The sequence below is a fragment of the Ruminococcus sp. N15.MGS-57 genome (assembly GCF_000980385.1).
GTDB lineage: Bacteria > Bacillota > Clostridia > Oscillospirales > Ruminococcaceae > Hominimerdicola > Hominimerdicola aceti.
The window spans coordinates 13,381-40,283 of sequence record NZ_LARF01000023.1 but is presented as its reverse complement, the minus strand read 5'-3'; the positions used below and the strand labels follow the sequence as shown (position 1 = coordinate 40,283).

The window sequence follows — 26,903 nt, the reverse complement described above, 5'->3', positions numbered from 1 at the left end:
GACCGGATTGTAATTGCCCCGCTTGATGAAGTATATGATTTACCCTCCAATGATTCCGCCGATACCGGAGAGCAGCAGTGCGCCCATACCCAATACCAACAATTTAAGAATTTTAGGGTCGAGCAGTAAAACGAGGAATTTATATGGATATTAAAATTATTCCAGGTAATAGAGTAGGCGAATATAAGTTGGGAATGACATATCATAAGTTGATAAAAACTATTCAATTAGAAAATATTGCGTATAAGAAGATAGTATTACCAACTTGTATTAAAATTGTAACAAAGAATATGGTGTTCTTACTGGTTAATAATGTTATTATGCAGATTACAGTATATGGGGATTTCAAAGGAACATTTAATGATACCATAGGTATAGGTTCTTCCTTGGCTGATGTTAAAGAATACATCGGTGACATCAAAACCGGTGAATATGATATTGTGCCGACTTATGAATTACGAGATATATCGGGTATATGCTTTGAATTAAAAGATGAAGATAACTGTGATGAATATAAAGTACCTATAGATGCAATCAGTATTTATTATCCGTAGGGGTTTAACTTGAGATTATGTTGTAAACACATAAGCATGCGCGTATATCAGCCAGAACCAAATGATTTGAAATATGATGTTTGGAGATGTGAAAAATGTGACAGGGTATATTTGTTCAAAAACAATAAAGATAAGATTCTATTTATTTGATTGCTATAAGTGGAGTAATGATTCTTCGGAAGGTGATTTGTATAATTTACATTACTATGGTCTAGCACATTCCTTTAAAGATTACGGGTGTTATGAAACAACTGTGACCTGGAAACAGGGATCGAGATATCCTAATAAACTGACCGAGAATGAATTAATGACTACATACTTTAATGGTATAGTAGATTCTAATTTAGCAAACGCATATATAGAAGGATACAATTATTATAACAAAATTAGCGCTATTATGTAAAATAAGTTACTAAGAGGTCGTTCTTATGAAAAAATATAATGTGCTCACTAAGATAAATACATTTTTACTGATTTTCATTCTATTGTTGCTATTTGTAAACAGGTATTACGAACTATTCAGCGACCATATCAGCGTATTGCTTTTATGCACTTATCTGTCGTACCTTGTGATAGCATTGACGATCGTAAAGCTAATAAAATACCAAAAAGGTGCCCTGTCAAAGATCGAAATATTCGGCTTATTGATAATTGCGGTAATAATCAGTTTTGTTGGTAGAGATATGTTTTCTGACTGGAAAAATCATATCATATATTCATCTGATGATATATCAGTAATTGCCCGTGTGAACAGAACAATGTTCGGAAACAGGTGTGATATATGTATTTGCAGGAACGGAGCAGTAATGAAAAAAGTTGATGAGCCATTGGCTTTGCAAAGTGACTATGATCCGATTGAAAAACACTATTATGAAGTCCTAGAAGATGAACAAGAGCTGACTATTAGAGTTAAATGTTCCGAAGATAGTAGTAGATATGAAGAAGTGACGATAGAGATTTAATAGAAGTTTGTTACTTATATCAAATATGGAAGATTATCTTTACACTCGTACAAATTGATGACAATATCTCAAACTTAATAATGTTCCTAACGACAGCCGTACTCATAAAGTGAAAGTAAAGGGCGGGGGATTTTTTTTAGTCAAGCACACCAAATCTGGTGGGCTTCGCTCGCAGGAGATCGTCACGATGCTGTCACCTCCCTACCATAGTCCTATTCTGTCAAACAAATGACGCTGTGAGATGTTTTCGGCAACTCTTATCATTACTTTGTCATAGTCTGACATAAAGCTGTCCAAATCTTCTATGGCGGTGAAGCCGCTGTTGTTCAGGGCTTCTGTGAGCTTTTGTTTATCCTTGGTATAGGCTATATAGGCATTTTGCAAGGACCTGTTATTTTGCACTGTGATAAGCTGTGAATATGGCATCTTGCTGTTTTGCAACTGCTTTTCTACGGCTTCACTCTCGCCCGAAAAGACTTTGATGGGCTTCCCTTTTGCGGCTGTGATAAGATAGCCTTGGCAGGTGAACTTTTTCTGAGCAGACTTTATGTGAGATATCACAAAGCTTGCGTCTGTGCGGTATGAGCGTTCAAATATCTGCACGGTTTTGTTGTACCATTCTTCGTTGTTCCTTTCAACTGATTTTGATGTTACCATGGTATCGCCCCTTTCACTGATATTATAATATCACAACCTATGTGTGCAATTTTGGACATAGAAAACGGTATTATCATATTGAGGTGAATAATATGATATACAAGGGAATATTCTGGCTTATCGAGGGTGAATTATATACAAAGAAGTTAGAGTGCGACAAATCGGGAAATGTTATTGGTGACGGCAGTGGACTTAACTCAAAGTCGGGGGATAATTTCAATCACAGGCTGACTTGGGAGGGACTGCCGAAAAACGTAACACATGGGAAAGAGTACAATTATTATCCTCGGGGCAGAGTGGAGATAAAGGGCGGCAAGGCTGTGATATATCTTAATCCTGCGCTGAACAGTGAGGAGATGTTGGCGGAGCTTACAAGACTGTTCGGGCTTGATGAGCTTGATTTTGTGAGGGTCAAAAATGACGGAAGCAGGCACTACAGAGCGTATGCTCCATAGTGCCTGCGCTTTATTTTATCTCATAGATATCGTCATAGAGAAATCTCACGTTGCCCACAGTACGATCTAAATGGAAATGTCCGCAGAGCCACATTTCATAGACAAGCTTATTTCTTATTTTGGAAAGAAACTTTTCGTTATCATAATGCCGTTTGAAGCACTTGGCGGTGTTCAGGTCAGGGATATAGCGGTCTGTTGGTCTATACTCATAGGGGCAGGTATGGGTTACAACATAGTCCACTTTCCAGCCATACTGTTCGAGATTGAATTTTGCTTTATCTTTGACTACTTTTTGAGGCTTATCGGGGATAAACTCTATGCCAAAGATATCTGACCGCCACTGTTTATTCTGCATACAAGCTCCGCCTATGGTGAGGATAGCTTTATCCTCGATAACAAATATCTCGCCGTCATTGGCATAGAGGATATTTGGATAGGCTTCTTCATAATCACCTTTGCCACAGTTCCATATTTTCTGTTTATAGCTGTTATCGTGTATCTTGCCATTTGTTATATGAAGATGCCAACGCTCTGATTCTGTATAGGTAATAGAATTCAGTGCATCAAATTCTCCTCGGACGCAGAGAAAATTTGTGGGGATAGCCGCAAGCTGTTTTTTAAGGCTTGTGGCAAACATTTCATATGTGCTTGATAGTCCGGTATCTCCGAGGAGAATAACTGTATCACTTTTACTAAGCTTCTTATCATCATGGAGCTTTTTTATTTTTGAAAGATCTCCGTGGAGGTCGCCAACTACATATATCATCTTTTACGCTCCTCACATAGTCTAAGTCTGGTGATAAGGTTCATTGGAAGTTCTTTAAGGCCGGGGGCGTATTTTCTCATAAAGAAAGCGTCCTCTATATTATAGGCTACATCGTCCTGATCGCAATCGAACTCCTCATCGTCACAGTAAATACAGTACATATCCACATCAGGCAGGTATGTTTCTATGAACGAAAAGAGTATGCCCTCTCGGTGGGAAAGAATATATTCAAGCTTCTTTCGGGTGTTTCCACCAATGGTGAAATGGTGATAAGATTCACCTACATGGTCGCCTGCAGGGAAGCTTGAAACATATACATCTTTATAAAAAGCTGTTATATGCCAATATCTGTTCATTTCATCATCATATTTTCTGTCGGGGTTGCCTTCCTCATACCTTACAGCTCTGTTATAAAGCTCTTCTATTTCTTCAAGCATTTCTTCGGTGGTGAAATATTTTATTTTTGCAGGGTTGTTGCCTCCCTCAGGAAAACACTTGCCTATATCAAGCTTGCCCTCCTTATAGCTTTTGATATGATAACCCTTTGGTATCTTCCAATCCTCGTGGCCTTTGAATATTATTTCGGTCACTTCTCCTGTTTTGCCCGTATTAAGTCCTATGTCCCAGCCATTTTCAAGGGTCTTTATGGTGGTAGGGAGAACAAGTTTTTTAAGGCTTTTGCAGTTGTCAAAGGCATTACACTCTATTTCCTCAACGCCCTCGCTTATCTCGATATTTTTTAAATTGATGCAGTTGTCAAATGTATAGCTTGTGATCTCTTTGATACAAGGGGGAACTGTTATGCTTTCAAGGCTCTGACAATCGTCAAACCACGCATCCATTTTGGATATTTTGTCGCTGTTCATGGTAACTTTTTTAAGAAATTCATTACGGGCAAATGCAAAACGGTCGATACGCTCAACGTTTGGTGGGATAACTATTTCTGAGATATTAGTGCTTGAGAAGCTATCCTCGCCGATAGCTTGAAGAGAATTTGGTAATATCACCTCGTCAACAGGCATATTCTGAAAAGCATTATCACATATAAACGTAACGCCCTCGGGTATTCTTGCAATAAAATCTTCATATGGGTCTTTTCGGTTAAGGATATAATCTGCGTAAAGCTCTTTGGCATTATATCCAGTAAAAACATATCTTTCGCCGCCATACTGCTCATTGGCACTTATTACGCCATACTCTACGAAGTGTTGTGCTGTTGGCTTCGTGGCAAAGGCAGAAAGGTCTATAGGCTCGTGTGAGTAGCAGCAGTCGATCTTTATATCAGGGTTCGAGAGTATAGTCAAGTCAAGGTGTTCGTCTTCATCAAAGCTCTCTGAACGTGCAAAAGCGTCTCTGCCGATATATTTTACGCTCCTCGGTATTTCGATACTGTATATGCTGTTAGGGTCAGGCAGACTTATGCAGTTATAGAAAGCACGGTCGCCTATATATTCTATAAGGTCATACTCAAACTCGACATTGTAGAGGGATACGCAATCCTCAAAGGCGCTGTTGCCTATATATCTGACCTGTTCAGGAAAACGCACCTCTCGCAGGCTGCAGCTTTTAAAGGCGTTATCCTCGATAACTTCTAGGGACGCAGGGAATATTACATTGTCGATATCCATATTTTCAAAGGTGCTTTTTCCTATCGTTGTAAAGCCCTCCGGTATCATAAATACTTGATAGCCCGAGTTATAGGAAGTCTTTATCTGATGAGCTACCATTCTTTTTGCCATATCCTGTGTAAAAATTTTTGCCATAAAAAATTATCCTTTCTTTATCTGTTAAAGCCTATATGCTTAGGCTCTTCTTCGAGGGTATCGTCCTCGGCGAGGTCAAAGTCACGGGCTTTTAGGGTCACGATATCGTCCATTGTCATGGTACTGAAATTCTGTCTTGTGAGCCTGAGTGCCTGACCGAACAGTGCTCCCTCTATAAGATTTCTTGCAAATCTGCCGTTACCGAAATTCGGCTTCTTGCAGACCCTTTCAAGAAAAGGCAGGAGCGTTTCGTCAACGTCGTCGGCAAGCTTATGTTCATTGTTTTTAGCCATAAGATGGACGATACTAAGAAGCTCCTCGGCGGTATAGTCCTCAAAATTGACATGGAACGCTATCCTTGACCTCAGACCAGGGTTGCGGTCGAGGAAGTCGTTCATTTCCTTTGGATAGCCTGCGAAAATCACTACCATATCGTCACGGTTGTTCTCCATTTCCTGCACGATAGTGTTTATGGCCTCATCGCCATAAGAGCCAGAGCGGTCATCGCAGAGGGAATATGCTTCGTCGATAAAAAGCACTGAGCCTTTAGCTTTCTTGAACATATTCTTCACCTGAACGGCTGTCCAGCCAACATATTTTCCAACAAGGTCGGAACGTCCGCACTCGATAAGGTCGCCTTTGGAAAGCACGCCATTTTCTTTGAGTATTCTTGCAAACAGCCTTGCAACTGTGGTCTTTGCTGTGCCGGGGTTACCTGTGAACACCATATGCATGGCTGTTCGGCTTTCTTTCATGCCCTTATCGGCAAAAATTTTCTGCGCCTTTGAATATGTTATCGCCTTTTCGATAACGCTCTTGGCGGAATCAAGTCCGATAAGCTCCTGAAGCTCGCTGTAGGCAGAGCCTTTTATCTCCTTGGCTTCTTCCCTGTCATAAAGTTTTTTGAAGTTTGAATACTGGGGATAGATTTTTGTTTTCAGGACATTTGAATACCAAGTATCGTACATACCCATAAGCTCGCTTGCTCTATAGGGTGTATCCTTTGCGCACAGGGAAAGGAGGTCTTTATCGCAGGAGGTATTCTCTTCTCTGCAAAGCTTTCTGAGATATTTATGTGCATCTTCGTTTTCTACAGTATCGTCCGCAAGCTTCACGAATGTGATAGCACCGAGCTTTTCTTCCACAGCGTCAGGGAGAGAAGATCCGTCATTTGAAAAGGTAAAAATAAACTGTATCTCGTTTTTGTAGGCATTGATGAGGTCAAAGAGGATATCGGGGATAGTTTCATCGGCTGTACAATTATCGCTGTTGGTACACTTTAAACCACAACAATTCATTATGATGGTAGAGCCACTGCAAACACGGAACAGTTCACGGATATCTGAGCTTCGGGCTGATAAATGATAAAGGTCGAGGACGGTATATCTTGCACAGCCTAGTCTGTTATTTGAATACAGGGAGCTTACAAGGGTATCGGCAAGCCTATGGGCATTATCGCTTTGGATCAAATAATGTACCGGTATGCCTTTTGTCACACCGACGCTGTTCTTTCTGAAAATTCTTTTAAGCTCAGGTTCAAAGGTTTCTGAACAGAGATATTTTTTTGCTACGGCGAGAGCGTCTTTTTTATCAATGGTCTTTGTGATATTTTCGCTTATGTACGATCTTCTATAGTTACTGAACAGGTCGTCCAGTTCATAGTCATTCAGCAGGTCTTCATCAAACTTGAAATTATCGTGATAGCCGTTTGGGATCATTCTTTTGAACGTTTCCACTGTTATTTCCTCGAAGCTTATATCCACGCACTCAAGCTTTATAAATGAAAAGAAGTTCTTTACATAGGCTTTCACGTCGGCTTCAATGTCTGTCATCATTACCCCTATGGTCGCCTGATCTTTTACGGCGCTTGATATAAAGGCACAGTTTCTGTTGGGCATGGTGCGTGCCATTTCATTGAACTCGTTTATAAGCTGGTTTTTCTCATCAAAGAATGTATCGTACTCTTCTTCATTATCTCTTGTTCTTCTGATAATAGACTCTTCAAGTATACATCTTGCTCTGTAACAACGCATAATAATCCGCCTCCGTGGTCTTTTCTCATTCTTGTTTTTCGTCTGTATCTGCATTATAGCACCCGGAATGTTCAAAAATGTGGACATAGCGGAAGTTTTTAATATCCGAAATTTTACCCATGGTAGGTGGTATGATAATAGCAACACAAAAAGAAAGGACTTGATACAATGGATAAGAGCAAGATATACACCGCAGAAATGGCGGCGAGAAAAATATGCTGACGGCGGATTTCGGGCACAGGCTGCCTGTTAGGGTGCTAAAGCAGGTGGTGTATCCTTTTATGATACAAAAACTTAGCGGCACACAATTGACAAAATAAAGCAAAAGTGATATATTGAAAGAAAGATATCACAGAACAGGAGGGCAAAAATGTCATATACAAAAACAGATATGCTTTCGCACAAGATCATTGAGATACTCAAAGAACACAGTGATGAAAAGCACCCCCTTACTCAGCAGCAGATCTGCGGTTATCTTGAGGAAAAGCTTGGCATAAAGCCTAACCGCAAGACGGTGGCTCAGCATTTGAAGAGCATAATAGGCGATGAAAGCTGCAATGTTTTCATCGCAGACAATGACAACGATGATGATGATAAAAGCGATAAAAAATACATCACAGATATTTACTACGCCTCTGACATCACCGCTGAGGAATATGAGTTTCTGGCAGACAGCATCATATACTCGCCAATGCTCCCTGCGGACTATGTGAGGGATCTGATAAAAAAGATAAACATCTTATCTACGGGTAACACAAAGAGCAAGGAAGCCAATCTCAGAGAGACCTTTCACTATGGCAACAAGAGCATTTTTTTGGTGATAGAAAATATCAAAGAGGCTATGAACACCAACAGGAAGCTTGATGTTACCATAAGCGATTATGACAAGAACGGCAAGCTTCTCACTAAGAGCGACCCACAGAGCGGTATAAAGCTTCAACGTGTTATGCTCAGCCCTTATGGCATCGTTATGGCAGACGGCTTTTACTATCTCCTTGCAAGTGATGTTCGTTACAATGATCTTCGTCATTTCAGGATAGACAAGATCCTAAAGGCGAGTATCTGCGAAGAGGACGGCTCTATGAGAGATGTAAAGACGCTTAGCAATGTTCCGAGAGATCTAAAGCCTGTGCAATACAAAAATCTTAACAGGTATATGCTTGACGGGACTGTGGAGCGTGTACATATCAACATAAAAAAGAAAGACATAAGTCTTGTGCTTGATACATTCGGTAATGAGTTCACCTGCAATAAGGTCATAGGTAATGACGATATCTATGACGTGACGTTCAGGGCAAATATCCAGACGGCTGTACGCTGGGCGATAGCTAACAGAAAAGCTGTGAAGCTGACCTCGCCAAAGAAGGCTGTGGATATTGTAAAAGAAGAGATCTCGGCATTGTCTGAGATGTATGGAAATCAAGAGAGGTGACTAAAATGAATGTAAATACAGTTAATTTCGGAGATATCATAAAAGAGATAAGTCATGGACTTATGGCGGAGAGCTACATTTCGGACAATGAGTTTACTAAGCCATGCGAATATCTAAGGCTTGTGGACATTGACGACGGCGTTATTGCGGAAAACTGCATTGAGATAGTTTATGACAGCAAGCGTTTTGAGAAATATGCCATAAAGGACGGAGATGTGATACTTTCTACCACGGACAAGAATTTCAAGGTGGTATGTGCAGGCGATATGGGGGACAGAAAGCTTCTTGTTTCCCCCACGCTGATAAGGATAGGACTTGACAAGGAGAAGGCTGACCCTTACTATATTGCGGCTTATCTTTCATCGGCAGAGGGAAAGGCTATGCTTGACGGCTGTCGCAGCGGAAAGGTACTAAGGATATTGCACACAAAGGGGTTGAAAGAGTGTGAGATACCTTTGCCGACTATGGAGGAGCAGAGAGAGATCGGCGAAAAATACCGACATCGTCTTCATGAGATAAGACGACTTAAAGCTGATATAGAGGGGCTTTATGAGGATATAGAGATGATGAGATAGAAACATAAGCGCATAACGTTGCAGTGTGTACGTTATGCGCTTTTTCATGTCCAATTTTATACCCACTGATATTTGTATAATGTGATAAGAATAAAAGGAAAGGTCTGATCACATTGAAAAGCAGAGAGTGGGAATACATATTCACAAAGAATGGAACGATAAAGCTTATGAAATATCATGGTGCGGAGACTGACGTTTCACTGCCTGAGTTCATCAACGGCACGGCGGTGACGGATATAAGCGTAAACACATTCGGTGACAGAAAGCTGAGAAGCCTGTATATTTCAGAAAACATTCAGTTTATAGAAAAGGGCTTTTTCAAATACAACTATATTTCAAAAGAAATAACGGCTTCAGCGAAAAGTGACAGATATTATTCTGCTGACGGAGTTCTTTACAACAGAGAACGCACTGTTCTTATAAGCTGTCCTAAAGAACGGGAGCAGGTCGAGATGCTACCCATAACGCTGAAGATAGCCGACTATGCTTTTTACAAATGCCGCAGGCTAGAAAATGTTGTTATGCCAAGATGCCTGTGCGAGATAGGAGAATACGCATTTTATGAGAATGTGTCATTAATATCGGTAACGCTCCCTTGGGGCTTGACTTTTATGGGAGAGGGATGTTTTTGCGGCTGTGAGAAGCTTGAAAGTATCGTTCTGCCTGCAAATGTGGAAGTGATAAATGACTATACTTTTGAAAACTGCGAAAGCCTTGTAAACGTTCAATTGCCAGAAAGGCTAAAGGTCATTGGAAATCATGCTTTTCATCAGTGTAAATGTCTTACGGATATGATCTTGCCACCTAGTCTTAGAGAAATAAGGGACTGTGCTTTTTACGATTGTCACAAGCTGAAAGAGATAGCTGTTCCAAACGAATGTATAAAGATAAGCGCAAATGCGTTTTTCTTCTGTGCAGAGCTGACAGTGTATTATCCTGAGAAAAGCAATTATTACATCATTGAAGCTGCAAGAGTGAGCTGTTCAAAAGAAAAATGCAGAAAGCTTTATCCAAAAAGAAAATTTACAAAAAAAGAAGAAAAGGAAGCATTCATATACGTTGACCCTAACCCTAACTTTCAGCTTGCATACGATGTCAGCGACCAATACATCTACATTACGGACGTTTACGATAGTGATAAAGAGGTAAAAAAGCACATCAGAAAAAAGCTGTTTGGCAAAAGTGTGTTTATCAGCACAGAAGATATGGAAGAATAGGACAGCAATAGTTTATCTCCACTTGAAAATTTCATAAATACGCTATATAATAAGGATATATCTGAAAAGGGGTGAGGATATGACCTTACAGCAGCTTAAATATGTGGTGGCTACGGCGGAGAAAGGTACTGTCAGCGAGGCGGCACAGTCGCTTTTTATTTCTCAGCCTAGTCTTACTAACGCTATCCGTGAGCTTGAAAAGGAAATGAATATCACTATATTCATACGCACAAACAAGGGCATAACGGTATCAAAAGAGGGTGAAGTCTTTTTGGGCTATGCAAGGCAGGTGCTTGAACAAGCGAGCCTTCTTGAAGAAAAATACTGCGGAAAACAACACGGCAAAAGGCAGTTTTGCATATCCACTCAGCATTACTCCTTTGCGGTGAACGCTTTTGTTGACCTTATAAAAGAGTTTGGCGGAGATGAATATGATTTCAGTATTCGTGAGACGCAGACCCACGAGATAATCGAGGACGTGGCGAGAATGAAAAGCGAGCTTGGCATACTCTATCTCAACGATTTCAACGAGCCTGTGCTATCAAAGGAGATAAAGTCCAAAGAGCTTAAATTCACGGAGCTATTTTCTGCAAAGCCACACGTTTTTGTAGGCTCTGCAAATCCTCTTGCGCAGAAAAAGTCTGTGACCCTTGACGACCTGCTCCCCTACCCTTATTTATCCTTTGAGCAGGGGGAATACAACTCTTTCTACTACTCGGAGGAGATACTCAGCACCATAAAACGACCAAAGAATATCCGTGTCCGTGACCGTGCGACCCTTTTTAATCTTCTTATCGGTCTTAATGGCTACACCATTTGCAGCGGTGTTATTGACGAAAAGCTCAACGGCAGTGATATCGTGGCTGTTCCCCTTGAAGCGGAGGGGTCCATGCGCATTGGCATAGTTACTCACAAAAAGGTACTTTCTAATCCACTGACGGAATTTTATATCAATGCACTGAAAAAATATATAGGCGAGGAAACAAGGTTGACAACATAAGAAATATGTGATATTATAAAAACATACAAAGCCTATAGGAATTATGTACAAAGGAGAATTTTCATGACAGAGCTTATAAAGCTTGAACAGAATATAACCGATACTATAAAAGAGTCGCAGATAAAGCTTGGATTTACCCCTAATGCGGTGACGCTTTTTTATCCTCTTGACTCACTCAACGCCATAACAGGGGGCGAGCTTACGGCTGAGGAAATGATAAAAACCATAGACGAATACAAAAGCGAGATACTTTCATGCAAGGCTTCGCTTGCTCAGGACGGCAGGATAGCTGTTACGGTATCAGAGGAGAGCGTGAGGGCTATCCACGAAAAGGTGGAGGCAAGCCCGTTTCTTGTGGAGTTTATCGGAGCGGTAAAAGAGGGGTGTTCTCTTGAAAGAGCGGCGGAGATATTCAGAAAATACAATGACAAGGCGGTAATAACTGCTGCACCTGACGATGAATTTGACCTGCTTGCATACTTTCCAGACGGAGAGCCTGACGGCTGCCGATACTGTTTACAGGACGACTTGGGTGGCATAACATATCACAGATTCACCAAGCTTGACTATGATGCACTTTATCCCGAAAAGTCAGGAGATAACACAGAAAAATGAAAAATTTCACCTGCATAAGCGTAAATCACAAGCTTTGCGGACAAGCCTTTCGCAGTCTTTTCACATTTGACAGCGCTCAGTGTGAAAAGCTGCTTTTTGACGTAAAGGACCTTTCACCTGTGCTTATTTGCACCTGCAACAGGACGGAGCTTTACTTTTGCGGAACACCCGAGGAGGGCATAAGGCTTCTTTGTGAACAAAGGGGAGTGGAGATCGCAAAGCTCAAACGCAAGGTCATGATATTCACAGACAAGACGGCGGTAAAAAGGCTTTACAGCGTATCATGCGGCATAGAGTCAGCGGTCATAGGCGAGGACGAGATACTTGGACAGGTTCGCCGTGCATATGATCTTTCAAGAGAGCGCATTGGGCTTTCCTCTGAGGTGAACATGATATTTCAGGGGGCTATCGCTTGTGCGAAGAAAATAAAGACGGAGACGGAGCTTTCAAAGACTTCCGTTTCCACGGCTACTCTTGCGGCTAAGGAAGCGGCACATTATAAGGATAATGTCAGGGTGATGCTTCTTGGAGCGAGCGGAGAGATAGGCTCGCTGGTCTTGAAAAATCTTCTTTCATACAAGAACGTAACTGTGCTTGCGACGGCACGTTCTCACAGAAATGCACTGGAATATATTTCAGACGATCCAAAGCTTGAGTTTATACCATACGAAAAGAGATATGAGCGCATTGGCGAATGTGACTGCACAATTTCGGCGACTTCAAGCCCCCACTACACTGTTACGGCGGATATGCTCAGTGATAATGAAAACAAGCTTTTTATAGACCTTGCAGTACCGAGAGATATTGACCCTGCCGTGGAAAAGCTTGCAGGGGCCAGGCTTATAGACATGGACTTTTTCACGGAGCTTGCCAAAGAAAACAATCTCAAAAAGCTTGACAGCGTGGAGAGGTCGAAGCTTATCATTGACGAGGAAACTGACGAGCTTGAAAAGCAGCTTATGTTCCATGATTTTCTTCCGCAGTTTGAGAGCCTTGACAGAAGACTTTGTGAGGTTTCGGCGAAAGAGCTTTTTTTCAGACTAAAGTCGGAGCTTGATTCGCAGACTTTCGGCAAGGTTATAGAAGTAATAAAAGAATACGGAGAATGACAATGCCATACTTTCCTTTTTTTGCGAATATTGAGAATATGCCATGCCTTGTAGTGGGTGGCGGACAGGTAGCTTTGAGAAAGCTCGAAAAGCTTCTTGACTTTTCGCCTATAATAAAGGTGGTGGCATCAAAAGCTTGCGGTGAGATAAGAGAACTCGCAGACAGGGGCATGATAACACTTTTTGAGCGTGCTTTTAAGGACAGCGACATAGACGGCAGTACATTTGTGATAACTGCCACAGGGGACAGAGTTGTAAACATGCACATTTCTCAGCTTTGCAGGCAAAGGCACATTCCATGCAACGCAGTTGATGACCCTGAGAGCTGTACGTTCTTCTTCCCTGCCATTGTTACAGAGGGTGACGTGTGCATTGGCATTTCAACAGGCGGAAAAAGCCCTACCCTTGCTTCTCATCTGAGAAAGACGATCCAATCGCAGACAGAGGGCAGGCTTGGAGATATATGCAATGTCATGGGAAAAGTCCGTGACTATGCCCTTGAAAATATATCCACGGAGCAGGCTAGGAAAAAGGCTATGGCAGAGGCATTGAAAAAATGCCTTGAAAGTGACGTGCTTCCAACAGAGGAACAGCTTATAGAGATGATAAAGGAGCGAAAATGAAACTGAGAGCAGGCACAAGAAAAAGTCCACTTGCAATGGCGCAGACTTATATGGTACTTGACATGATAAAGGCGGCTTTTCCTGAGTGTGATACTGAGATAGTCACCTTTACCACAAAGGGCGACAGACAGCTTGACAGACCTCTTGACAAGATAGGCGGCAAGGGTGTGTTCGTCACGGAAATAGAACAGGCTTTGCAAAGCGGAGAGATAGACTTTGCGGTACACAGTGCAAAGGACTTGCCTGTTACGTTGGGCGAGGGGCTGGAGATATCGGGAGTTTGCCCTCGTGGGAACTATCGTGATATGCTTGTGACCAAAAAAAGCGTTGTATTTAACGATTCTGATGTTTTCACTGTTGGCACAGGAAGTCAGCGTAGACGCAGGGGCTTTGCAAGGCTTTATCCTAACGCAAAGTTTGCTGATATAAGAGGCAATGTTGGTACACGCCTTAAAAAACTATCTGATGGGCTTTATGACGGCATAATACTTTGTGCGGCAGGAACGGAGCGTTTGGGGCTTTCACTTGAAGAATATGAAGTGAAAGAGTTTGAGCCTTGGGAGCTTTTACCTGCACCTTGTCAGGCTATAATTGCAGTGGAATGTGCAAAGGAGAGCAAGGCGGCTGAGATAATTTCGCAGGTATCACACAAGGAAACTATGCTCAGGTTTGAAACCGAGCGTGAGGTGATAAGACTTCTGGGTGCGGACTGCACTTTGCCTGTGGGGGCATACAGCGAGATAAATGGGGAAAAAATATCTCTCACTGTTTCAGACGGCAAGGGGCATTTTGCTCAGGGCGAAAAAGAGATAGAAAAAAGATTTGAACTTGTTAAGGAGCTGACTGATAAGCTATGAGCGGCAGAGTTATAATAGCAGGAGCAGGCTGTGGAGATTATGACCTTATCACAATGAGAGGTTATGAGGCTCTGAAAAGCTGTGACGTGGTGATATATGACAGCCTTATAGACAGCCGTTTGCTTGACTTCTGCAAGGACGGTGCGGAGAAAATATGCGTTGGAAAGCGTGCAGGCAGACACAGCTCCACGCAGGAGGAGATAAACGCACTTCTTGTGGAAAAAGCTGCAGAGGGCGGTGTTGTTCTCAGGCTAAAAGGCGGCGACCCTTTTGTGTTCGGCAGAGGGGGCGAGGAGATAACTGCACTCAAAGCCGCAGGCATACCATACAGCCTTATACCGGGGGTGACTTCCTCGGTGGCAGTGCCTGAGCTTGCAGGTATACCGGTGAGCCACAGGGGACTTTCAAGGAGCTTTCATGTTATAACAGGTCACACTGCGGACGACCTGCTCCCTGAGCATTTTGAAAGCTATGCAAAATGCGGTGGAACGCTTATTTTTCTTATGGGGCTTAGAAATCTCCCTGAGATAGCAGGCAGGCTCATTGAAAACGGCATGGGCAAAAATACTCCTGCGGCGGTGATATCAAAGGGGGCTACACCTGAGCAGAGGGCTGTAAAGGGCTGTCTTGGCGACATTGCTGAAAAGGTGAAGAGAGAGGGTTTGCCTGCGCCTGCTGTGATAATAGTTGGAGAAACCGCCGGGCTTGATCTTTCGCCTACCTATCTGCCTCCATTGTATGGAGTTTCTGTGGCTGTCACTGCCACAAAGGGGCTTTCAAGGCGGCTTATAAAGTCGCTCAATGCCCTTGGGGCGTATGCTCACCGCTGCGGCGGATTTGAGCTTAGGGAGCTGAACGATGAGGTCACGGAAAAAGCTTTTTCACGGCTTTCAGAGGGCTTTTACAGCCATGTTGCTCTTACAAGTCCAAATGGTGCGGAAATATTTTTGAAAAGGCTTAGAGAAAGCCGTATTGACATAAGAAAGCTAAGGGGAGTGAAGATAGCTGTCATAGGCAAAGGCACTGGGGCGAAGCTTGAAAAGGCTGGGCTTTATGCAGACATAATGCCTGAAAAATTCAACAGCGTGGCTCTTGGAAATATGCTCTCGGACACTCTTACCCCTGAGGACAGGCTTCTTATAGTACGCTCCTCGGAGGGGTCAGCGGAGCTTGTTAAGCCATTGGCTGAAAAAGGTCTGAACTTTGATGATGTTCATATTTACGAGCCTGTTTACAGCACAGGCGAGAAGATAGATGATGACTACGCTGTGTTTGCCAGTGCAGGTGGAGTGAGGAGCTTTTTCCATGGCGGAGGAAGCTTATCAGAGAATACAAAGTGTATCTCCATAGGCGAAGTGACGGCGGCAGAGCTTAAAAAATACGGTATAAATGGCCCTCTGCTTCCAACGGAAAGCACGGCAGAGGGAATAATACAAAAGATACTTTCAGATAAGTGAGAGGAAGATAAAAATGCGAAGATTCAGAAGATTAAGGGCAAACCCAGCAATGAGAAGAATGGTTTGCGAAACAAGATTAAATGCGGCAGACTTTATCTACCCGATTTTTGTGGCAGAGGGCAATAACATCATGAAGCCTGTTGACTCTATGCCAACAGTTTATCAGTATTCTATCGACAATCTGGAGCAGATATTGCCGCAGATAGCAGAAAGCGGTATATCGGGCTTGCTTATTTTCGGCATACCAGAGAAAAAGGACGAGCTTGCAACGGAGGCTTACAATGACAAGGGCGTTACACAGCAGGCAATAAGATACATCAAAGAGCATTATCCTGACCTACTTATTATTGCAGACGTTTGTCTTTGCGAATATACGAGCCATGGACACTGCGGAGTTGTAAAGGGCGACAAGATACTCAATGACAGCACTTTGCCGCTTCTGTGCAAAATGGCGGTGAGCCTTGCAAAGGCCGGTGCTGATATTATCGCACCCTCCGACATGATGGACGGCAGAGTTGCGGCGATAAGGGCGGCGCTTGACGAGAATGCTCTTACTGATATTCCTATAATGTCATACAGTGCAAAATTTGCTTCGGGATATTATTCTCCGTTCCGTGACGCCGCAGAATCTGCACCATGCTTTGGCGACAGAAAGTCATATCAGATGGATCCTTGCAACGGACGTGAGGCTCTCCGTGAGATAGAGGACGATATCGAAGAGGGGGCTGACATGGTAATGGTGAAGCCTGCGCTTTGTTATCTTGATATCCTCAGAGCCGCCAGGGACAGATATGATCTGCCGATCGCGGCATACAACGTAAGCGGTGAGTTCTCTATGGTAAAAGCGGCGGCACAGCTTGGCTGGATAGACGAGAAGCGTATCGTTCTTGAAAATCTCACTGCTATAAAGCGTGCAGGTGCGGACATTATCATAACATACCATGCTCTTGACGCCGCAAAATGGATAAAGGAGGACAACTGACATGAAAACTGCTAAGTCTGAACAGCTTTACAAAACTGCCTGCGGTTTTATGCCCGGTGGAGTGAACAGCCCTGTTAGAGCCTGCAAGGCGGTTGGCACTGTTCCGCTTTTTATCGACCATGCGAAAGGGTCAAGGATATGGGACGAGGACGGAAACGAGTTTATCGACTATGTATGCTCATGGGGGCCTAACATTCTCGGTCACTGCTGTGAGCATGTGATAAATGCTGTGAAAGCCGCCTGCGACAGGGGGCTTACCTTCGGTGCTTGCCACAAGGGCGAGATAACCTTGGCTGAGCTTATAAAAAAGCACTTTCCGTCCATGGAAATGCTCAGGCTTGTAAACTCAGGCACGGAAGCTGTCATGAGCGCAATAAGAGCCGCAAGAGGTTTCACAGGCAGGGACAAGATAATAAAATTCGAGGGCTGTTATCATGGTCACTCGGACGGATTGCTTGTAAAGGCAGGTTCTGGACTTATGACGCAGGCTATCCCATCGGGTGCAGGAGTGACAGAGGGCTGCACAAAGGACACGCTTCTTGCGAAATACAATGACACGGCGTCGGTAGAAAAGCTTTTTGAGGAATACGGCAGCGAGATAGCCGCACTTATCGTTGAACCATGCGCCGCAAACATGGGCGTTGTTCCGCCTGAAAAGGGCTTTCTTGAATTTCTCAGGGAGATAACGAAAAAGCACGGCACTGTGCTTATATTTGACGAAGTTATAACGGGCTTCAGGCTTTCAGATGGGGGAGCTTCAAAATATTTCGGAGTTATCCCTGACATGACTACCCTTGGCAAGATAGTGGGCGGAGGAATGCCCCTTGCCTGCTATGGTGGAAAGCTTGAGATAATGCAGTGCGTTGCACCACTAGGCTCTGTTTATCAGGCAGGCACGCTGTCGGGAAACCCATGCGCAGTGGCGGCAGGAATTGAAACTATCAGGCAGCTAGAAAGCATACCAAACTTCTATGAGGAGCTTGACAGAAAGTCGGCTATGATAGAGAATGCCATAAGAGAAAAGGGTCTGAACGTGAATCGCTGTGGTTCGCTTATGACGGTATTTTTCAATGACGAGAGAGTGAAAAGCTATGATGAGGCAAGGGCTTGCAACACGGAAAGCTACGGCAGATACTACCGTCATATGCTTCAAAGCGGCATTTACACTGCACCGTCGCAATTCGAGGCGATGTTCGTTTCCTATGCTCACAGTGACGAGGATATAGCAAAGACTATTGAGGCGATAGAGTCTTACAGATAACAAAAAACGGAGCTGTTCAAATCAAGCTGAACAGTTTCGTTTTTTATATTCCATATATGTAGGGGCGAACAGTGTTCGCCCGTTTTGTTTGCCTGACAAACTCATGATATCCACGCAATTTTTGGCTCAATATTCCCAAATGCGGCTTTCAACATAAGTTTGCGAGAAAATCAGGCGGGCGAACGCTGTTCGCCCCTACAATGTGCCAACGTGTTATGCAGAATATTTTTTATATCAGCAAATTCTAGGGAGAAGCTCTCCGCCCGGCTGTGGGAGAAGGGTCTGTGAGCCTATCTCAGTTTTCATTACAACTCTGCCTGCGTTATCCTCTGTGACTTCGCCTATGACAGCGGCGTTCTCTGAGTTTTTGCACTTTCTAAGGGCAGAAACGATATCCTCCGCTTTGTCCTTTGGTGCGAATATAACAAGTCTGCCCTCGCAGGCAAGATACAATGGCTCTAAGCCCAGCATACCGCACACGCCTTTCACCTCGTCTGCCACCGGTATTTTTTCAGCGTCAAGGGTTATTCCTACACCGCTTTGACCTGCTATCTCGTAAAGAACAGTGCCTACACCGCCTCTTGTTGCGTCACGGATAACGTGGATATCGTTTGTAACGTCGAACATTGCTTTTACGTTTGCCCAGAGGGGTGCACAATCGCTTGTTACGTCTGCCTCTATGCCGAACTCGTCACGAGCTAAAAGTATGGTACAGCCGTGTCTGCCGATATCACCTGACACTATAACGGCGTCGCCTGCTTTGGCAAGCTTGCCTGAGGTGTTGGCGTTGTCCATTATCCTGCCTATGCCCGTAGTGGTAATGAAAACGCCGTCTACCTGACCTTTTCCTGCCACCTTTGTGTCACCTGCACATATCTCGACACCTGCTTCCTTAGCGGTCTTTGCCATGGCGGCGGCTATCTCCTCAAGCTTATCCATTGGAAAGCCCTCCTCGATAACGAAAGCACAGGAGAGATACAAAGGCTTTGCGCCCATGCAGGAAAGGTCGTTCACAGTGCCGCAAATACTTAGCTTGCCGATATTTCCCCCTGCGAATTCGTATGGAGAAACTATAAAGCCGTCTGTGGTGAATGCTATCTTGCCCTTTTCCATGGAAAGCACGGCGGCATCGTCGGCGGTCAGGTCAGGGTTAGCGAAATGCTCCTTAAAAACACGGTCGATAAGCTCGGAAGTCTGCTTTCCTCCTGCGCCGTGGGCAAGGGTAACAAATTTATCTGTCATAATTATTCCTCTTTTCGGATAGTTTATTTTACAAATTGCCATACTGATAATATGCTGAGCAAGCGCCCTCGTTTGACACCATGCACGCACCTATAGGGTGCAGCGGTGTACAGACCTTGCCGAAAACTTTACAATCCGAGGGCTTGCACTTGCCCTGCAAAACATCTCCGCAGCGGCAGGCTGGGTTTGGCTTGCCTGTTATTTTCGGCAGAGCGAATTTCTTTCGTGCGTCAAAGTCAGCATACTCGTCACGGAGTATCATGCCTGACATTGGGATAATACCAAGTCCACGCCACTCGCTGTCGCAGGGGGTCATGACCTTTTCCATAAGCTTTATGGCGGCTGGGTTGCCCTCGGGCTTTACTACTCTAGGATAGCAGTTTCTGAAAAACGGCTCGCCACGCTGAGAAAGCTCTATGGTAACAGCAAGAGCCGTAAGAAGTTCAGCGGCCGTGAAGCCCGTAACAACGCCTGAAACGCCCTTTTTCACAAGCTCCTCGCACACGGCTGTGCCTGTGATAGCGTTGACATGGCCAGGGTACAAAAATGCGTCTGCACTTCCCTCCAAAGCCTTATAAGCATTTGGCATGGTCTTGTTTGCACCAAGAATAGAGAAGTTTTCAAGCCCCAGCTTTTTCGCTTTTTCTACTGCAAGGCAGGCTGATGGGGTGGTGGTCTCAAAGCCAACGGCGAGAAATACCACCTGCTCATCTCTATGGCTTTCGGCATATGAAACTGCGTCAAGGGGCGAATAAACTGTCTTTATTACAGCACCCTTTGACCTTGCTCCTGCAAGGCTCATTTCTGTACCGGGTACTCTTATAAGGTCACCGAAAGTGCATATCTCCGCACCTTTTTCAAGAGCGAGCATACAAGCCTCGTCGATGAAGCCAATGGGAGTAACGCACACAGGACAGCCAGGACCTGAGATAAGCTCAACGCTCTCAGGAAGGAGCTTTCTTATGCCAAGCCTGAAAATCTCGTGGGTGTGAGTGCCGCAGACCTCCATTATGCGAAGCTTTTTGCCGTCCTCACGTTTGTAGGAGCTTATTATCTCCTTTGCATTTTCTATAGTGTTCATTGGATACTCTCCATTATCTCGTCAGTTTCTTCGCTATCGTCAGAGGTTATCTTTGCGATAGCCACCCCTGCGTGTACCATGACATAATCCCCTACCTCGAGATCGTCGATAAGGTCAGCAGATACCTCTCTTTTTGCACCGCTTGCGTCAATAACAGCAGTGCCCTCGTTTACACTTACTACCTTTGCAGATAAACCTACACACATATTAATACCTCCAAAAAATTTAATCTATATCACCAAGTCGAAATCACAGAGCAAAAAATGAGATACACAGGCGACCCAAGGTCGCCCCAGCTTATTGAAAAAGTTCGACAAAAGCGGGACGTCGAGGGCGCCGTCCCCTACAATTGGCGTAAATACGCTGTTTATATGTAGGGGCGAACAGCGTTCGCCTGTTATTTTGGTATTTTTAAACAGCCGCAGGCGATACCTTAATTCCTCACTCCTCACTCCTCATTCCTCATTCAGATAAAACGCCTGTCCCAAAGCTATACCACCGTCATTGGCAGGCACAAGGCTGTGGATAAGCACTCTAAGTCCCATTTTTTCAAGGCGGCACTTCACCATTTTAAGCAGAAGCTTGTTCTGAAAAACTCCCCCGCTCAAGGCACAGACCTTTACGCCTGTTCTCTCGCTTATGGTTCTGCACGCCTGTGCGGTCATGTCCGCAAGAAGTGAATGGAACTCATAGGCAAGGCGGTTTTTATCCTCACCATTTTGCATACCCTGGCAAAGACGCTTGATAAGAGCCTGAGTGCAGAGCATTATCCTGCCCTCTTTTTCGGCAGTGAGCTTTTCCATAGGCTCGTAAATGCCAAACGACTCACGGCTGAATTTTTCTGCCGCAAACTGCAACGCCATGGAAGCTTCGCCCTCAAAGGTTGAAGAACGCCTTATGCCAAGCACCGCAGAAGCGGCGTCAAAAAGCCGTCCTGCACTTGTGGAGCTTACTGCGTTTACTTTTTTCTCTGCCATTATGGACAGAAGCTTGTACTCTTTCGCTGTACAAATACCAAGCTTTTCACAGATCTCTCCGCCCCTTTCCCCATAGGCTGAGCCTGCAATCATTGCGGCGATACGCCAGCCCTCTTTAGAGGAAAGGTCGCCGCCCACCTGCATGAAGGGCTTTATGCTTCCCATACGCTCAAAGCCTGTGCGGTCGCAGAGAAGTATCTCTCCTCCCCATATGGTGCCGTCTGTGCCAAAGCCTGTGCCGTCATATGATACGCCTATGACCTTTTCGCTGTAGTCGTTTTCTGCCATGCAGGAAAGGATATGAGCATAGTGGTGCTGGATTTTTTTCAGTGGCAGGTCAAGCCCCTCGGCAAATGCAACTGTATTGTATTTAGGGTGCATATCGCAGACTACGTTTTGCGGTGTTGCTTCCAGAAGTTCACACATACGCTTCACGGACTCCTCAAGAGCCTTTACAGTGCGGATATCAGCCATATCCCCCACATAGGAAGAGAGATAATAAAGGCTTCCCTTTCTGATACAGAAAGTGTTTTTAAGCTCGCCGCCTATGGCAAGGGTCTGACCTTTATCACTGCATGATGTCATAACAGGCAATGGTGCATATCCTCTTGAACGCCTTATTATGTAAGGCTTGCCCTCAAATGGATCCATGACAGTATCGTCTGAGCGTATCAAGATACGTCTGTTGTGGGATAATATCAGGTCGCAGAAGCCTGAAATCTCGCTGAGTGCGTCCTCGTCGCTTCGACAAATAGGTGCGCCACGGACGTTTCCGCTGGTCATAACAAGGCTGTCGGTCATTTCCACGCCGTCATCGTAATCAAAAAGAAGCAGGTGCAAAGGAGCATAGGGGAGCATTACTCCCACTGTAGGATTATCGGGTGCAACGCTTTCGCAAAGGCTTCCGCTAGTTTTTTTATCAAGAAGCACGATAGGCTTTTGCCAGCCTGTGAGAAGCTTTTCCTGCACTTCGCCAAAATCGCACTCACGCCTTGCGGTAGAAATATCCTTCAGCATAACGGCAAGTGGTTTTGCAGGGCGGTTTTTAAGCTCTCTGAGCCTTTTCACTGCGCTCTCGTTTTTTGCATCACAGCAAAGGTGAAAACCGCCTATGCCTTTGACAGCGATTATCTTCCCTGCCATGACGGCTTCTCTTGTAGCTGTGATAGCCTCAGCGCCTTTCTTTTCACTGCCTATGATATAGACCTCAGGACCGCATTTGTTACAGCACACAGGCTGGGCGTCATAACGCCTTGTGGCAGGGTCGGTGTACTCCTCCTCGCAGTCTTTGCACATTGGAAAGTCAGCCATTGTGGTGCGAACTCTGTCATAGGGCATAGAATCCATAATAGTGAGCCTTGGACCGCACTGAGTACAGTTTATGAAAGGGTGGTGGTATCTTCTGTTTGTTTTGTCGAAAAGCTCTCCCTTGCATTTTTCGCACACAGCGATGTCAGGGGATACGAAAATATCCCCTTTTTCCTTTTCGCTGTCGATTATCTCAAAGCTGTCAAAAGGCGGTTCGTCGGCACGGGCGGAGATTATCTCCATTATCACCGAACGCTCAGGGGGACGGTTTTCAAGGGCTTTTTTCAAGTCCTCCACAGCCTTTTCACTGCCCTGTGCGTGTATCTCAACATAAGAGCCTTTGTTTGCCACAGTGCCGAAAATTCCAAGGTCTGACGCTTCACGGCTGACAAAAGGTCGGAAGCCCACGCCCTGAACGATACCATAAACACGAATCATCTCAGTTTTCATCAGATAAGCTCCCTGACGGTATCCTTTATCTCGTCCTCTGCCTCGCTGTTTAGGACGTCTATGAGAACGTCCTCGAACTCTTCGCCGTCCAGACCTTCTTCTATGGCAGCGTTTCGCAGTCTGCCCAACATTCTCACAGTATGCACTGTAGGTCTGCGACGAACGGAGTCCATGAGAATGTTCTCATAACCTCTGCCGTAAAACTGCTCCATATATCTCACCACGGCACTTGTCATGCTGATATCAGCCATGGGGTGTCTTTCGAGAAATCTAAGCAAAGGCAAAACTGCGTTTATGCCCTCGCCGCTTTCGTCAAGCTCCTCCATGCAGTTTTCGGCTTCATATTCAAACTCCTCTGAGCCGAGATATTCTTCAAGACGCTCTATAATTTCTTCTGTCATATCTTTTCACTCTCTCCCTGCAAAAGTCTGCCTGAAAGTCCGAAATGCGGAAAGTCTATAAACTCGCCGCTGAAATTTTTCATAACACGTCTGAGGGTCTTGTCTGCGATAACAACGTCATAGTTATCACCAACATTGTCGCAAAGGTCGCTTTCATCTGCAAGGAAAAAATCACTCTGCTGTGAAAGCTCCTTTTTCTGCATAAAAAACGTTGCCGATGTGCAATGACACTTGCCGCTTTTTTCTGTGATAAGCTTTCTCACAGCGTCAGCCGCTGTTTGATTATGTATCACAAGGACGTTTTTATCCGCAAAGTTATCAGCTTTTTGCACTATCTCCTCAGGCAGACAGCTTTGTGGATATTCTATCTCATAAGGCGTGCCGAACTTTTCTTTGAGATACTCCGCCGCCTTTATTGCCGCCGCTGAACAGACTATGTTCATCTCTGCCGCAGCCGCATTTTTCACATCATCAAGGGTGCTTCCCATGCCATAGCATATAACATTCTCCCAACCCTTTGCCTTATATTCCGCCACTATCTTCTCGGGGCTTATGATACTAAGCTCCAAAGGCGTTGCACCTATAATGCCAAGCCTGCCTTTCTGAACAGGCTTGCTCTCAGTGGCAAAGGTCTTGAAAAGCTCTATCCACACCGGCTCTGAGCCACTGTCGTAATAGTTCGTGCCTGTACACTCGGCTGTTATGCAAGGCAGACCGGTTTTCTTTTCCGCCATTCGTTTCAACGCTCTCATATCTGTTGCGATGACAGCAGGCACAGGTGTGCCTATTATGGCGGTAAAGGCTGGTCTTATCTGCTCACAGGCTTTGGAGAGCTTTTCGATGAGCCTGTCGTCACGTCCTAAAATTGCGTCCATATCACGAAGCCCCGCGCTGAAAACTGCGCTCTTTTTGGTAAACCACCTTGGCTCGTCAAAGCCACAGACGTTGCCTGCACAGCCGCCTGCGTCGCATATTACCATTAGTCCTCCAAGCTCGTAAAGCACTGCCGACGCACCTGATTGGTCAGGGGCAAAGGGTGACAAAAGCTTCAAAAGATTTTTCATTTATCCTCCGCTCCTTTCCTGTCAAGTGCCTTTTCAAGGTCGCAAAACAGCTTTTTCACTCCTGCATAGCCAAAAGGCTGTATCTCGTCATTAAAGTCCGCTCCTGCTATGTCAGGGTGATAATAGGCACAGTCCTTGCCGATATAAACGTTCACACTCTCGTCAGGCTCGTAAAAGAGCATTGTTGGTGAGAGATTTGAATATATTTTTGTTTCAGGGGAAAGCTGTGCTATCTTTTTCACAAAGCCGAAATTTCGCTCCCCCACAGTGCCGAATATCTCCGCCACCTTGAAGCCGTATCTTATAAGAGCCAATGCCATTTCTATAGGGTCGCAGTTTGAAAACTCGCCCACTGCAAAGCACAGCCCTTTATGCTTTTCTCTGAAATCATCTATAAGAGCCATGGTCTGCTCATAATACTCTTTATCGCAAAGCTCCGCTCCTATCGCCTGACCCAGCAGACGATACTGCGTAGATATCTTGTCAGCCTGAAAAACTCTCGCAAGCTCTATAAAAGGTATGTTAAGCTCCTGCTCCATTTGCTGGGCGGCATATCTTGCTTCCGCATTGAGCACAAGAGAAAAATTTGCCTGCGACATTTTTTCATATTCCTCGAAGGTATCGCACCTTGAAAGCTCCCTTATGGCCTTTACGCCTGCACTTTTCAGCAGGCTGTAAAGCTCGCAGTCCTCCTGCAAGGGTGAGAAATAACCGAGGATATTCACCTCGTCAGACTTTCTATTGCGTGGTTTCAAAAGTGAATACACCGATTTTCGCACTGAAGCCATAGGGGGCAGACGCTTTTCCCTTGTAAGGGCATACATATAGCATGGCACAACAGGCACGCCTGCTCGGTCGCTGGATTTTCTGCACACTCTGTCCATATCAGTGCCGAGGAGGGCATCAACGCAGGTTATACATATCATCACCGCCGAGGGAGTGTGATCAAGGCTTTGACATACCTCCTCCACAGCTTTCGGTATCTTTGTAAGGTGCCTGCCTGTGACGATATCGGTATCGTCAAGAAGCAGGTAGAAAAATCTGTCGCCGTAGCCGCTTTCCGCACTGAGCATAGTGGTGTTTCGTCCACAGCAGGCAGGAGCCACAAGAAGCATAACCGAATTTGGCACTGCAAGTCCTGCTCTTTTTACACCAAAGCCCTGCGCTCCCGGTGAATTGAACGCCAATGTTGCAGGGGAGCTGTAGATAAGGTGCTTTGCCGAAAGAAGCTCGTCGGGGATATTATCTTTTCCATTTTGGGCAAGCTCCGCCGCCGTTATGTAAAACGCTTTAGTCATCGTTGTCCTCCTGCATAAGGGTCTGGGCAAGCTTCAAAAAGCATTTTGCCGCCTGACAATCAGGCTCGCCCTCTATGACGGTCATGCCCTTATCCTCACATCTGATGATATCGTCGCTTCTTGGTATATCCGCAACGACATCAAGCCCTGCGCTTTCTGCAAAGGCTCTGACCTTTTCTTCCTCGCCCTCAACGTTTCGCCTGTTCATGACGATACCACGGACTTTTGCATAGCTTCTGTCGGCAAAGTTTTTCACCGCACTGTTTATATTATTTGCGGCATACAATGCCATTTTCTCGCCTGAGGTGACGATAAGCACCTTTGAAGCGTAGCCCTCTCTGATAGGTGCGGCGAAACCTCCGCACACAACGTCTCCGAGAACGTCATAAAGCACAACGTCAGGCTTATATTTTTCAAAAAGCTTCAAGTCTTCAAGCAGGCTGAAGGTGGTGATTATACCTCTGCCTGCACAGCCAAGTCCGGGGGTAGGACCGCCTGTTTCTATACAAAGCACTCCGCCATAGCCCTCTTTTGATATCTCCTCTATGCTCTCAGGCTCATCGTCATGCTCTCTGAGATAATTCATCACAGGCATAACAGGCTCGCCCCCAAGAAGATTTATGGTGGAGTCAGCCTTTGGGTCACAGCCTATTTGTATAACTCTTTTCCCAAGACTTGCAAATGCGGCGGCAAGGTTTCCCGTAACTGTGGATTTTCCTATTCCGCCCTTTCCGTAAACGGCTATTTTTATCATAAAAGTATCC

General features: G+C 44.9%; 26 protein-coding genes. 14 read left to right on the top strand and 12 right to left on the bottom strand.

What is annotated here, in order from left to right; all coding sequences use genetic code 11:
* Positions 1–143 precede the first annotated feature (143 nt).
* The gene (locus tag WS40_RS06560) at positions 144–554 is read left to right on the top strand and encodes a hypothetical protein (RefSeq protein WP_046441196.1); all 411 of its coding nucleotides are present in this window, start codon (positions 144–146) and stop codon (positions 552–554) included.
* Positions 555–1,132: 578 nt separating this feature from the next.
* Positions 1,133–1,516, top strand: coding sequence for a hypothetical protein (locus WS40_RS06555; RefSeq protein ID WP_256320393.1), 384 nt, complete (start codon positions 1,133–1,135; stop codon positions 1,514–1,516).
* A 201-nt stretch (positions 1,517–1,717) separates the two neighbouring features.
* On the opposite strand, the gene WS40_RS06550 is transcribed toward WS40_RS06555, so the two are convergent.
* Positions 1,718–2,173, bottom strand: coding sequence for a hypothetical protein (locus tag WS40_RS06550; protein WP_046441194.1), 456 nt, complete (start codon positions 2,171–2,173; stop codon positions 1,718–1,720).
* A gap of 92 nt (positions 2,174–2,265) precedes the next feature.
* Here WS40_RS06550 and WS40_RS06545 point away from each other — a divergent pair, with 92 nt between their 5' ends.
* Complete coding sequence (locus WS40_RS06545; protein ID WP_022287084.1) at positions 2,266–2,628, top strand: hypothetical protein; 363 nt, start codon at positions 2,266–2,268, stop codon at positions 2,626–2,628.
* A gap of 10 nt (positions 2,629–2,638) precedes the next feature.
* On the opposite strand, the gene WS40_RS06540 is transcribed toward WS40_RS06545, so the two are convergent.
* The 3 genes from WS40_RS06540 to WS40_RS11495 are packed head-to-tail and all read right to left on the bottom strand — an operon-like array spanning position 2,639 to position 7,190.
* Complete coding sequence (locus WS40_RS06540; RefSeq protein ID WP_046441192.1) at positions 2,639–3,394, bottom strand: metallophosphoesterase; 756 nt, start codon at positions 3,392–3,394, stop codon at positions 2,639–2,641.
* The gene (locus WS40_RS06535) at positions 3,391–5,157 is read right to left on the bottom strand and encodes a leucine-rich repeat domain-containing protein (RefSeq protein WP_046441190.1); all 1,767 of its coding nucleotides are present in this window, start codon (positions 5,155–5,157) and stop codon (positions 3,391–3,393) included. The genes WS40_RS06540 and WS40_RS06535 overlap by 4 nt, the downstream gene beginning before the upstream one ends.
* Before the next feature lie 17 nt (positions 5,158–5,174).
* Complete coding sequence (locus WS40_RS11495; protein WP_325208464.1) at positions 5,175–7,190, bottom strand: AAA family ATPase; 2,016 nt, start codon at positions 7,188–7,190, stop codon at positions 5,175–5,177.
* A gap of 370 nt (positions 7,191–7,560) precedes the next feature.
* On the opposite strand from WS40_RS11495, the gene WS40_RS06525 reads away from it, so the two are divergent.
* From WS40_RS06525 to hemL, 11 genes are all read left to right on the top strand, one after another.
* Positions 7,561–8,622 (top strand): helix-turn-helix transcriptional regulator, encoded by a 1,062-nt coding sequence (locus WS40_RS06525; RefSeq protein WP_046441188.1) that lies wholly within the window; start codon positions 7,561–7,563, stop codon positions 8,620–8,622.
* Positions 8,623–8,627: 5 nt separating this feature from the next.
* Positions 8,628–9,197, top strand: a complete 570-nt coding sequence (locus WS40_RS06520; RefSeq protein ID WP_046441186.1) for a restriction endonuclease subunit S — start codon at positions 8,628–8,630, stop codon at positions 9,195–9,197.
* A gap of 113 nt (positions 9,198–9,310) precedes the next feature.
* Positions 9,311–10,414, top strand: a complete 1,104-nt coding sequence (locus WS40_RS06515; RefSeq protein WP_046441184.1) for a leucine-rich repeat domain-containing protein — start codon at positions 9,311–9,313, stop codon at positions 10,412–10,414.
* A gap of 79 nt (positions 10,415–10,493) precedes the next feature.
* Entirely contained in the window at positions 10,494–11,414 is a 921-nt protein-coding gene (locus tag WS40_RS06510) for a LysR family transcriptional regulator (protein ID WP_022287091.1), read from the top strand.
* Positions 11,415–11,477: 63 nt separating this feature from the next.
* The gene (locus tag WS40_RS06505; protein ID WP_046441181.1) at positions 11,478–12,029 is read left to right on the top strand and encodes a DUF3877 family protein; all 552 of its coding nucleotides are present in this window, start codon (positions 11,478–11,480) and stop codon (positions 12,027–12,029) included.
* Positions 12,026–13,138 carry a glutamyl-tRNA reductase gene (gene hemA, locus WS40_RS06500; protein WP_046441180.1) on the top strand — a complete coding sequence of 371 codons (1,113 nt, stop codon included), beginning with the start codon at positions 12,026–12,028 and terminating at the stop codon, positions 13,136–13,138. Before WS40_RS06505 ends, hemA begins: the two co-directional genes overlap by 4 nt.
* A 2-nt stretch (positions 13,139–13,140) precedes the next feature.
* Positions 13,141–13,761, top strand: coding sequence for a precorrin-2 dehydrogenase/sirohydrochlorin ferrochelatase family protein (locus tag WS40_RS06495; RefSeq protein ID WP_046441203.1), 621 nt, complete (start codon positions 13,141–13,143; stop codon positions 13,759–13,761).
* Positions 13,758–14,618: a hydroxymethylbilane synthase gene (gene hemC, locus WS40_RS06490; RefSeq protein WP_046441178.1), complete on the top strand. Its 861-nt coding sequence runs from the start codon at positions 13,758–13,760 to the stop codon at positions 14,616–14,618. The genes WS40_RS06495 and hemC overlap by 4 nt, the downstream gene beginning before the upstream one ends.
* The gene (gene cobA / locus WS40_RS06485; protein ID WP_046441176.1) at positions 14,615–16,075 is read left to right on the top strand and encodes a uroporphyrinogen-III C-methyltransferase; all 1,461 of its coding nucleotides are present in this window, start codon (positions 14,615–14,617) and stop codon (positions 16,073–16,075) included. Before hemC ends, cobA begins: the two co-directional genes overlap by 4 nt.
* A 13-nt stretch (positions 16,076–16,088) precedes the next feature.
* Positions 16,089–17,057, top strand: coding sequence for a porphobilinogen synthase (gene hemB, locus WS40_RS06480; protein WP_046441174.1), 969 nt, complete (start codon positions 16,089–16,091; stop codon positions 17,055–17,057).
* A gap of 1 nt (position 17,058) precedes the next feature.
* Positions 17,059–18,318 (top strand): glutamate-1-semialdehyde 2,1-aminomutase, encoded by a 1,260-nt coding sequence (gene hemL, locus WS40_RS06475; RefSeq protein WP_046441172.1) that lies wholly within the window; start codon positions 17,059–17,061, stop codon positions 18,316–18,318.
* A gap of 234 nt (positions 18,319–18,552) precedes the next feature.
* Here hemL and hypE read toward each other — a convergent pair whose 3' ends face one another.
* The 8 genes from hypE to WS40_RS06435 all read right to left on the bottom strand — a co-directional run bounded on the left by hypE (position 18,553) and on the right by WS40_RS06435 (position 26,893).
* A complete protein-coding gene (hypE, locus tag WS40_RS06470) occupies positions 18,553–19,560 on the bottom strand; it encodes a hydrogenase expression/formation protein HypE (RefSeq protein WP_038670360.1) in 1,008 nt (335 codons plus the stop codon).
* A gap of 28 nt (positions 19,561–19,588) precedes the next feature.
* Complete coding sequence (gene hypD / locus WS40_RS06465) at positions 19,589–20,641, bottom strand: hydrogenase formation protein HypD (protein ID WP_038670358.1); 1,053 nt, start codon at positions 20,639–20,641, stop codon at positions 19,589–19,591.
* A complete protein-coding gene (locus WS40_RS06460) occupies positions 20,638–20,847 on the bottom strand; it encodes a HypC/HybG/HupF family hydrogenase formation chaperone (protein WP_022287101.1) in 210 nt (69 codons plus the stop codon). The genes hypD and WS40_RS06460 overlap by 4 nt, the downstream gene beginning before the upstream one ends.
* 249 nt (positions 20,848–21,096) lie before the next feature.
* Positions 21,097–23,376, bottom strand: a complete 2,280-nt coding sequence (gene hypF, locus WS40_RS06455) for a carbamoyltransferase HypF (protein ID WP_046441170.1) — start codon at positions 23,374–23,376, stop codon at positions 21,097–21,099.
* Positions 23,376–23,777, bottom strand: a complete 402-nt coding sequence (locus WS40_RS06450) for a hypothetical protein (protein ID WP_046441168.1) — start codon at positions 23,775–23,777, stop codon at positions 23,376–23,378. The genes hypF and WS40_RS06450 overlap by 1 nt, the downstream gene beginning before the upstream one ends.
* Positions 23,774–24,841 carry a nitrogenase component 1 gene (locus WS40_RS06445; RefSeq protein ID WP_046441166.1) on the bottom strand — a complete coding sequence of 356 codons (1,068 nt, stop codon included), beginning with the start codon at positions 24,839–24,841 and terminating at the stop codon, positions 23,774–23,776. Before WS40_RS06445 ends, WS40_RS06450 begins: the two co-directional genes overlap by 4 nt.
* Positions 24,838–26,139, bottom strand: a complete 1,302-nt coding sequence (locus tag WS40_RS06440; protein ID WP_046441164.1) for a nitrogenase component 1 — start codon at positions 26,137–26,139, stop codon at positions 24,838–24,840. Before WS40_RS06440 ends, WS40_RS06445 begins: the two co-directional genes overlap by 4 nt.
* On the bottom strand, positions 26,132–26,893 hold the full coding sequence (locus tag WS40_RS06435) for a nucleotide-binding protein (protein WP_046441162.1): 762 nt from the start codon (positions 26,891–26,893) through the stop codon (positions 26,132–26,134). Before WS40_RS06435 ends, WS40_RS06440 begins: the two co-directional genes overlap by 8 nt.
* Between the last annotated feature and the right edge of the window lie 10 nt (positions 26,894–26,903).

Excerpts from the sequence above, each read along its gene's own strand:
- WS40_RS06525 (WP_046441188.1), top strand. The coding sequence starts at position 7,561 with ATGTCATATACAAAAACAGATATGCTTTCGCACAAGATCATTGAGATA.
- hypE (WP_038670360.1), bottom strand. The coding sequence starts at position 19,560 with ATGACAGATAAATTTGTTACCCTTGCCCACGGCGCAGGAGGAAAGCAG.
- hemL (WP_046441172.1), top strand. The coding sequence starts at position 17,059 with ATGAAAACTGCTAAGTCTGAACAGCTTTACAAAACTGCCTGCGGTTTT.
- WS40_RS11495 (WP_325208464.1), bottom strand. The coding sequence starts at position 7,190 with ATGCGTTGTTACAGAGCAAGATGTATACTTGAAGAGTCTATTATCAGA.
- WS40_RS06435 (WP_046441162.1), bottom strand. The coding sequence starts at position 26,893 with ATGATAAAAATAGCCGTTTACGGAAAGGGCGGAATAGGAAAATCCACA.
- WS40_RS06505 (WP_046441181.1), top strand. The coding sequence starts at position 11,478 with ATGACAGAGCTTATAAAGCTTGAACAGAATATAACCGATACTATAAAA.
- WS40_RS06550 (WP_046441194.1), bottom strand. The coding sequence starts at position 2,173 with ATGGTAACATCAAAATCAGTTGAAAGGAACAACGAAGAATGGTACAAC.
- hemA (WP_046441180.1), top strand. The coding sequence starts at position 12,026 with ATGAAAAATTTCACCTGCATAAGCGTAAATCACAAGCTTTGCGGACAA.
- WS40_RS06445 (WP_046441166.1), bottom strand. The coding sequence starts at position 24,841 with ATGAAAAATCTTTTGAAGCTTTTGTCACCCTTTGCCCCTGACCAATCA.
- WS40_RS06560 (WP_046441196.1), top strand. The coding sequence starts at position 144 with ATGGATATTAAAATTATTCCAGGTAATAGAGTAGGCGAATATAAGTTG.
- WS40_RS06495 (WP_046441203.1), top strand. The coding sequence starts at position 13,141 with ATGCCATACTTTCCTTTTTTTGCGAATATTGAGAATATGCCATGCCTT.
- WS40_RS06545 (WP_022287084.1), top strand. The coding sequence starts at position 2,266 with ATGATATACAAGGGAATATTCTGGCTTATCGAGGGTGAATTATATACA.
- hypD (WP_038670358.1), bottom strand. The coding sequence starts at position 20,641 with ATGAACACTATAGAAAATGCAAAGGAGATAATAAGCTCCTACAAACGT.
- WS40_RS06440 (WP_046441164.1), bottom strand. The coding sequence starts at position 26,139 with ATGACTAAAGCGTTTTACATAACGGCGGCGGAGCTTGCCCAAAATGGA.
- WS40_RS06450 (WP_046441168.1), bottom strand. The coding sequence starts at position 23,777 with ATGACAGAAGAAATTATAGAGCGTCTTGAAGAATATCTCGGCTCAGAG.
- hemC (WP_046441178.1), top strand. The coding sequence starts at position 13,758 with ATGAAACTGAGAGCAGGCACAAGAAAAAGTCCACTTGCAATGGCGCAG.
- WS40_RS06520 (WP_046441186.1), top strand. The coding sequence starts at position 8,628 with ATGAATGTAAATACAGTTAATTTCGGAGATATCATAAAAGAGATAAGT.
- WS40_RS06460 (WP_022287101.1), bottom strand. The coding sequence starts at position 20,847 with ATGTGTGTAGGTTTATCTGCAAAGGTAGTAAGTGTAAACGAGGGCACT.
- hemB (WP_046441174.1), top strand. The coding sequence starts at position 16,089 with ATGCGAAGATTCAGAAGATTAAGGGCAAACCCAGCAATGAGAAGAATG.
- cobA (WP_046441176.1), top strand. The coding sequence starts at position 14,615 with ATGAGCGGCAGAGTTATAATAGCAGGAGCAGGCTGTGGAGATTATGAC.
- WS40_RS06510 (WP_022287091.1), top strand. The coding sequence starts at position 10,494 with ATGACCTTACAGCAGCTTAAATATGTGGTGGCTACGGCGGAGAAAGGT.
- WS40_RS06540 (WP_046441192.1), bottom strand. The coding sequence starts at position 3,394 with ATGATATATGTAGTTGGCGACCTCCACGGAGATCTTTCAAAAATAAAA.
- hypF (WP_046441170.1), bottom strand. The coding sequence starts at position 23,376 with ATGAAAACTGAGATGATTCGTGTTTATGGTATCGTTCAGGGCGTGGGC.
- WS40_RS06535 (WP_046441190.1), bottom strand. The coding sequence starts at position 5,157 with ATGGCAAAAATTTTTACACAGGATATGGCAAAAAGAATGGTAGCTCAT.